At 29.1% G+C, this 6,667-nt stretch carries 9 protein-coding genes; 2 read left to right on the top strand and 7 right to left on the bottom strand.

What is annotated here, in order from left to right; genetic code table 11:
• Positions 1-101: 101 nt before the first annotated feature.
• From Q1A46_RS03870 to Q1A46_RS03840, 7 genes are all read right to left on the bottom strand, one after another.
• On the bottom strand, positions 102-437 hold the full coding sequence (locus Q1A46_RS03870) for a hypothetical protein (protein ID WP_299674157.1): 336 nt from the start codon (positions 435-437) through the stop codon (positions 102-104).
• Positions 438-509: 72 nt separating this feature from the next.
• The gene (locus tag Q1A46_RS03865) at positions 510-914 is read right to left on the bottom strand and encodes a DUF1842 domain-containing protein (RefSeq protein WP_299674154.1); all 405 of its coding nucleotides are present in this window, start codon (positions 912-914) and stop codon (positions 510-512) included.
• Between the two features lie 44 nt (positions 915-958).
• The gene (locus tag Q1A46_RS03860) at positions 959-1,429 is read right to left on the bottom strand and encodes a hypothetical protein (RefSeq protein ID WP_299674151.1); all 471 of its coding nucleotides are present in this window, start codon (positions 1,427-1,429) and stop codon (positions 959-961) included.
• Positions 1,430-1,661: 232 nt separating this feature from the next.
• Positions 1,662-2,408: a LytTR family DNA-binding domain-containing protein gene (locus Q1A46_RS03855; protein WP_299674148.1), complete on the bottom strand. Its 747-nt coding sequence runs from the start codon at positions 2,406-2,408 to the stop codon at positions 1,662-1,664.
• Entirely contained in the window at positions 2,401-4,143 is a 1,743-nt protein-coding gene (locus Q1A46_RS03850; RefSeq protein WP_299674145.1) for a tetratricopeptide repeat-containing sensor histidine kinase, read from the bottom strand. The genes Q1A46_RS03855 and Q1A46_RS03850 overlap by 8 nt, the downstream gene beginning before the upstream one ends.
• A gap of 64 nt (positions 4,144-4,207) precedes the next feature.
• Positions 4,208-4,732, bottom strand: coding sequence for a hypothetical protein (locus Q1A46_RS03845; RefSeq protein ID WP_299674142.1), 525 nt, complete (start codon positions 4,730-4,732; stop codon positions 4,208-4,210).
• A gap of 131 nt (positions 4,733-4,863) precedes the next feature.
• Positions 4,864-5,607, bottom strand: a complete 744-nt coding sequence (locus tag Q1A46_RS03840) for a Bax inhibitor-1/YccA family protein (protein ID WP_299674139.1) — start codon at positions 5,605-5,607, stop codon at positions 4,864-4,866.
• Positions 5,608-5,652: 45 nt separating this feature from the next.
• On the opposite strand from Q1A46_RS03840, the gene ruvC reads away from it, so the two are divergent.
• Together ruvC and Q1A46_RS03830 are read left to right on the top strand one after the other, a co-directional pair.
• Positions 5,653-6,207 (top strand): crossover junction endodeoxyribonuclease RuvC, encoded by a 555-nt coding sequence (gene ruvC, locus Q1A46_RS03835; RefSeq protein WP_095074363.1) that lies wholly within the window; start codon positions 5,653-5,655, stop codon positions 6,205-6,207.
• 55 nt (positions 6,208-6,262) lie between these two features.
• Positions 6,263-6,622: a four helix bundle protein gene (locus Q1A46_RS03830; RefSeq protein WP_299674136.1), complete on the top strand. Its 360-nt coding sequence runs from the start codon at positions 6,263-6,265 to the stop codon at positions 6,620-6,622.
• Positions 6,623-6,667 lie beyond the last annotated feature (45 nt).

Here is a 6,667-nt window from a genome sequence, read left to right as displayed (position 1 = left end):
ACAAAAAACCAGAGAAGCTAGCTTCTCTGGTTTAAATAATACTTTTTAAAACTGTCAACCTATTTTAGGACGACTCAATATTTTTATTATTTCATTAGTGTTTACCAATCTAATAAAGTTACATTCGATTTAAAAATTGGGTTCCCCATCATATTTACCTCTACAAAAGCAATTATTTTCTTTTCAGAAAAATCAATTTCGAGTTTAATTAGTGCATTATCTAAACTAACATTTCCTCCAAGACTGCTTTGTTGATGTTCCGGAGTTAGTATTGTTTTTCCTAATGAAACTCCCATCATACTAGCAGAAACTGTAGCTTGTTCTTCTGCGATATTCAAATTGTAAGTAATATCTACAGGTCCGAATCTTCTTGATCCGCTATGTTGATTGGCGATTTGTGCTATATCTTTATTTTGTACTGTTGCTTGTTGTGACATAATATTATATTTTGAATTGATTAGAATTCTATTGAAAAATAAAATCCTGCATTTTCATACAGGATTTTTTAATTATTTAGCTGAATCTAATTTGAAAATAGACCCTTGTACATCTACATCGTCATGATGTTTCCCTAAGAATGTAAATCCACCTTTACCGTCCCAATCAGCTTTTAATGCCATGTTTGCTTCAAAAGGAAATTGAATTGGGGTTAAAGGATTGCTTCCAGGAATACTTCCAGTAATGTTAATTAAACGAACAATATCACCGTAACCTGCTGGATAAGTAGTTCCAGATACTCTTCCAGAATAACTCTCTTTAGTTGCTCCATCAGTAATTGTTACGTTACCAGTTACCGTATGTTTATCAGAGTCTACTAATAAAGAAAAATCTACCATTGTTCCTAATGGATTTGCAATAAATCCCATTGATCCTTTGAAATAAACTGTTTCTGTTGCTAAAGCTGTAGTTGCCATAATTTTAAATTTTAAGTTTGGTTAGTATTAAATTTTTATGAGTATTAAATAGCGGCTAAATTTCCGTGTAATCTTGGATTTAATATTCCCGCTGTTATTGTATAGATATATCCTTCACGCCCTTTTTGAGCAAAACCAATAATTCCGTATTCACCTTTTTGATAGATTTGATTAACTCTTTCATCAAAAGGTTGAGTGTCCCATCCGATTACATCAGATTCTTTTACTAAAATTGTTGTTTTTGGATAATTGTCGTCAGTAGGGCAGAAGATTGTAATTTCAAAACTAGCATCTTTACCTTCTTCAGTTTCTAAAAACCAAGTTGGTGTAGCTGGAGCTATTTTTCCTTCTCCTGGAGGAATAGGTAATTTTACTTCTTCATTAATAGGAAATGATCCTGCTCTTAATGTTCCATTACTAATTGAAGTTACTTCACAGTATAATTTTGATCCGTCTGTAGCTCCTGGGTCGTTTTGACTTAAAGCTGATAATTGAAATGTGTTTTTTGAAGCCATAATAAGTTTTTTGTGGTTAGTAAATATTACGTGAAACAAATATGCTAGCGTGTTATTTCTGATGTAAAATTACTGTGAACAAAGAGCTTACAGTTTTTAAATGGAATAAAAGACGTTTTCTTTTCCATGAAAAAGGAAAAAAATGGAATAAAAAATAATAAGTAGTATGAGAAATAAAACAATCTATTTTTATAGATGGCTAAATCACTTCAGTAGAAAAGAAAGAAAAATGTTATTTAAGAGTACGAACTTTTTTAATTAAGTCTTTATAGCGTTCGCTAAGCGTAACATGATGTTTTCCTTGTAATACAATAAGATTATCCGAAGGAACAATTTCAACGATCTTATTAATATTTACAATATAATTTCTGTGTGTTCTACAAAAAGAATTCGGATCTAAAAGTTTTAAAATCTTAGTAAGAGAAATAAGAATTACGAATTTTTCTTTTTCAGTAATTATGTTGCAGTATTTCTCTTCAACTTCAATGTAAATAATGTCTGTAAGTAATACTTTTTTTAAAGATTTTCCTTTTTTAATAAATAAACTATCTCCACTAATTACAGTATCTTCTTCTTCAGTGAAAAATACATCAGACTGATCGTAAAACTTTTCAATAGCCATTTCAATAGCATACAAAACCTCTAATTCATTAAATGGTTTTAATAAAAAACTATAAGGTTTGGTAAGTTTTGCACGCTCAAAAATTTGTCGATCTTTCGAACTGGTTAAAAACACAAACGGTTTTGCAGCTTCCGGAACAGTTGTAATCGTTTCAGCAAAAGTAATTCCTTCAGGAACACCGTTTAAAAAAATATCTACGATAAGAATATCAACCTTTACTTTATAGAATAAAGCTAAAGCTTCTTGAAAAGTTCTTGCAATTCCACTAATAGTATAATTATTTTCTTCTAAAAGTTTTACAAGCTTGTTGCTTTCTTCAACTGTATCTTCAATAATTAGTACGTTAATGTTATCCATTAGTAGTAGTTTTAGGTAAAGATACAATCATTTTCGTACCTTTTCCTAATATACTCTCAATATTGAATTTTCCATTATTTTTTTGAATCATAGATTTCACTAAACTTAAGCCTAATCCGGTTCCCAAAACATCTTCATGTTCTTTTTTATTAAGTAAAGCAGAATCTTTTAGTAATTCTGATCTAGTGATTTCACTCATTCCTAAACCAGTATCTTCCACAATTAAATACCAAAAATTACCAGATTCTTCTGCATAAATAGTTATCGCTCCTTTTGGTTTTGAAAACTTAATAGCATTATCAATTAAATTTCGTAGTACAATTTTAATTGATTCTTGATCAATTGCTACAACTGCCTTTTTAGAAACTGTATTTTCAAAATCAATTGCTTTTTCTAAAAGTAAGGCTTTGTAATTATAAGCAACGTGTTCTACAATGATAAATAGGCGATGAGTATCTACGTGAAAATAACCGCCATCGGTTTGAAGTAAAGCCCAGTTTAATAAGTTGTCTAACAAGCCATAGGCACCGTTTACAATACCACTGTTTTTTTGAAGTAAATGCTCTAAAGCGTCTAAGTTTTTAGACTGTAAATTATCTAATAAAACAGCATTACTCGATTTTAAAGCATTTACAGAAGAACGTAAATCATGACTCACAATTGAGAATAATTTGTCTTTAGTAGCATTTAATTCATCTAAGGTTTCTTTTTGTTGCGCAATAATTCTATTGGCTTTTACTTTTTCTCTAAATAAATAAGCACCAATACCTAAAAATGCAAGTAAGCTAATGGCTGAGATTAAAAAGATATTTCGTTGTGTTTCCTTTAATTTATTTTCTACTTGTAAAAGATCTACTTCTTGTTGTTTGGCCGCAACAGCAAATTCTTTTTCTTTTTTAGCAACCTCGTAAATTCTATTTTGATCATTTAAAGAATCTTTCCATTGTTCCATTTCTTTTCTGTAAATCAGGGCTTTTTCAAAATTTTTACGATTTTGTTCAACAACAGACATGTTTTGAGTGGTATTCTTTTTTAATGTAAAATCATTGGTCTGTTTAGCTAATAAATAAGCTTTTTCAAAATAAGGGATAGCTATATCATCTTTATACTGTTCGTAATAAAAGTTCGCAATCTCTCCATAAGATCCAACTAATTCTAATGTGTCTTTTTTCTGCTCTTGATATTGTAAACTCTGAATTAAGTAAGGTTCAGCTTTGCTATATTTTTTTAGGTGTAAATATGCTATTCCTAGATTGTGGATTATGGAGCTTTTTTTTATATATAAATATTCTTTATCTGAAAGGTTCTCTAGTTGATGAAAATATGTTATTGCTGTATTAAAATCTTGCTGTTCTAAAGATAATATTCCTAGATACATGTTGACAAGAGAGTAAATCTTAAAATCTTTTGTTATTGCTTTATACTCAGTCTTTGCTTCGTTAAATATTTTTTTCTGATCAAAGCTATAACCTCTCAGAAAATGAGAAATATCTTTAGATGTTATAGATGTTGAAGTTTCAAGATTTCTCTGAGAATAAACTAATGTAGAATCCCATTCTTTTGTTGAAAAGAAAAAAACAGCTTTTTTTAAATATTGACTTGATTCTGAATTTTCAACACTGCTTATTAATTCATTTTTTAATTGATTGAATTGAGAATTTAATTCTTTTTGTCCTTGTAAAGTAATTGAATTAAAAAGAAGAAACAGTAAGTTTATTTTAAGAAGTTTAAGCATTTTAACTTATAAGTTTATTAATACAAACTTATTCAAAAAAAACTTACTATTTCTTTGATATGTTTTAGTTAGGTCTTTTAACAGTAGTAACAGTTCCTCTAGATAATTCAGGATCTAAATCCATTAAAAACGTATTAATGAAATTAATGTTATTTAAAGTTGGAGCAGGTAATTCTTTTTTTATGATTGGATTAGGTGTATATCCTTTATTTCCCCAAACCGCAGTGAAATTAAATTGATAAGCTTTAAAGTTTTTGTTTTGAGTTGGTGTAGCGTCATATATAATATAGAAGTTCAGAAAAGGTTTATATTCCCCTGATCCGTCTGGATTCAAATAACTTAAATATTGTTTTACATGAGTGTTTTGTTCGTTGATAGTAAGTGAATGATCAATGAATACGATTGAACTTACATTTAAATTCCCTTCGTTATCAACTTGAGTCGCATTAAGTGGTTGTAAAGGATTTATAGAATTTCTCTTGAAACCAAAACTTATTTCAGAATTTAATTCATTAACTGTAAAATCTTTTATACAAATTCCTGCAGGATTTGTGATATCACTACATTGTCTTATTTCAGTATTTGCCATAATAAAATTGGTGTTTGGTTAAACATTTTAGATTGTATAACAAATCAACAAATTATTTAAAGATTTTAAAAGTTAAAAAGGCACAAGTGTAGTTGTTTATTGGTACAAACGTTCTTTTTTTAGGAATGAAACTAAAACCGTATGGCAAGTTTTTTTAATAAGCGTAAAGTTTCAATATACAACCAAATTAAAGTGATTAATAATCCCCAAGTAGCTAACCATTCTCGTTCTTTAGGATAACGACCAACTTGTTTGTCTATATAATAGAAATCGAGTAATAGAGAGAAAGAAGCAACAATTGCGGCTACTACATTAAAACCAATAGCAAACCACGAAGTTCTCCATAAAGGCAAAGCATCAATTTTTAAAAGCCATAACACCCAACCAATAAAATAGAATAAAAAAATAGTAACAGAAGCACTAATAATAATCGCTCTAAACTTTCTGGTGACTTTTATGGCTTTTATTCGATATAAAAACAGCATGATAAAAAAAGTAGTAATGGTTACAGCAATGGCTTGAAAAGGTAAATAAGGAAATCGTTGATGAGCATAAGCGCTAATACCTCCTAAAAACAAACCTTTTGCAATAGCATAAATTGGGAGTAAATATTTTGCAGCATTATGTTTAAAAGATATAAATAAACTACAGCATATAGCCACAAACATACCAATAGCAGTATACCATTTAATAATAACTCCTGAAAAAAAAAGATGCCAAGTGTATGAAGCGGCAAGCAGAACAATGGTGAGCATAGCCAAAGATTTTACTATAACTCCATTAATACTCATTTTCTTTTTAGAATACACCTTCAGTTTTCGCCAGAAATAACGATTAAAAGCTGGGTTAGAAGTTCGTAATCCAAATACAGGCATTCGTTTTTATTGATTAGTTTTGTATTTGTACAAAGTACAATAAATTTGAAGACAGAAAAAATCATATTAGGCATAGATCCAGGGACTTCCATCATGGGGTTTGGAATTATTAAGGTTGTAGGAAAGAAGATGGAGTTTGTTCAAATGAATGAATTAATCTTAAAAAAATATACAGATCATTACTTAAAATTGAAACTCATTTTTGAACGAACTATTGAACTTATTGATACGTATAAGCCAGATGAAATTGCTTTAGAAGCTCCATTTTTTGGTAAGAATGTACAATCAATGTTAAAGTTAGGACGTGCACAAGGAGTTGCTATGGCGGCAGGCTTATCTCGTGAAATTCCTGTAACAGAATATGCGCCATTAAAAATAAAAATGGCAATTACAGGTAATGGAAAAGCGAGTAAAGAGCAAGTAGCTTTAATGTTAAAATCATTATTGAATCTAAAAACCTTACCTAAAAATTTAGATGCAACAGATGGACTAGCAGCAGCAGTTTGTCATTTTTATAATTCAGGAGCTAAAGTAGGAGGTAAGAATTATACAGGTTGGGCAGCTTTTGTAAAACAGAATGAAAAAAGAGTGAAGAAATAAATCAATGATCAATTAACAATAATCATTGATCAATATTTATAAAAAAGAAAAAGCTATGAAATTAAAGAATAACCCATTGCAAAATAAATCATATGATTTTGCTCTGTTAATTGTAAAGTTAAGTAAGAGTATGATGAAAATCAACAAAGAATTTATTTTGTCAAAACAATTACTAAGAAGCGGAACTTCAATCGGAGCTAATATAGTTGAAGCTAATGGAGCAATATCTAAAGCAGATTTTTCAGCTAAAATATCAATTGCTTATAAAGAATGTTTAGAGACTAAATATTGGTTGTCATTATTAAAAGACAGTAATGAGATAAGTAAACATGAATACAATAATTTGTTCCTAAAAGCAGATGAATTAGGAAAAGTTTTATTCTCAATCTTAAAAACAACGAGAATTAATAAATAATTTAGATAACTGATAACTGATAACTGATAACTGATAACTGATAAC

The sequence above is a fragment of the uncultured Tenacibaculum sp. genome (assembly GCF_947502995.1).
Classification (GTDB): Bacteria; Bacteroidota; Bacteroidia; order Flavobacteriales; family Flavobacteriaceae; genus Polaribacter.
This window is presented reverse-complemented; position numbering and strand designations above follow the sequence as displayed.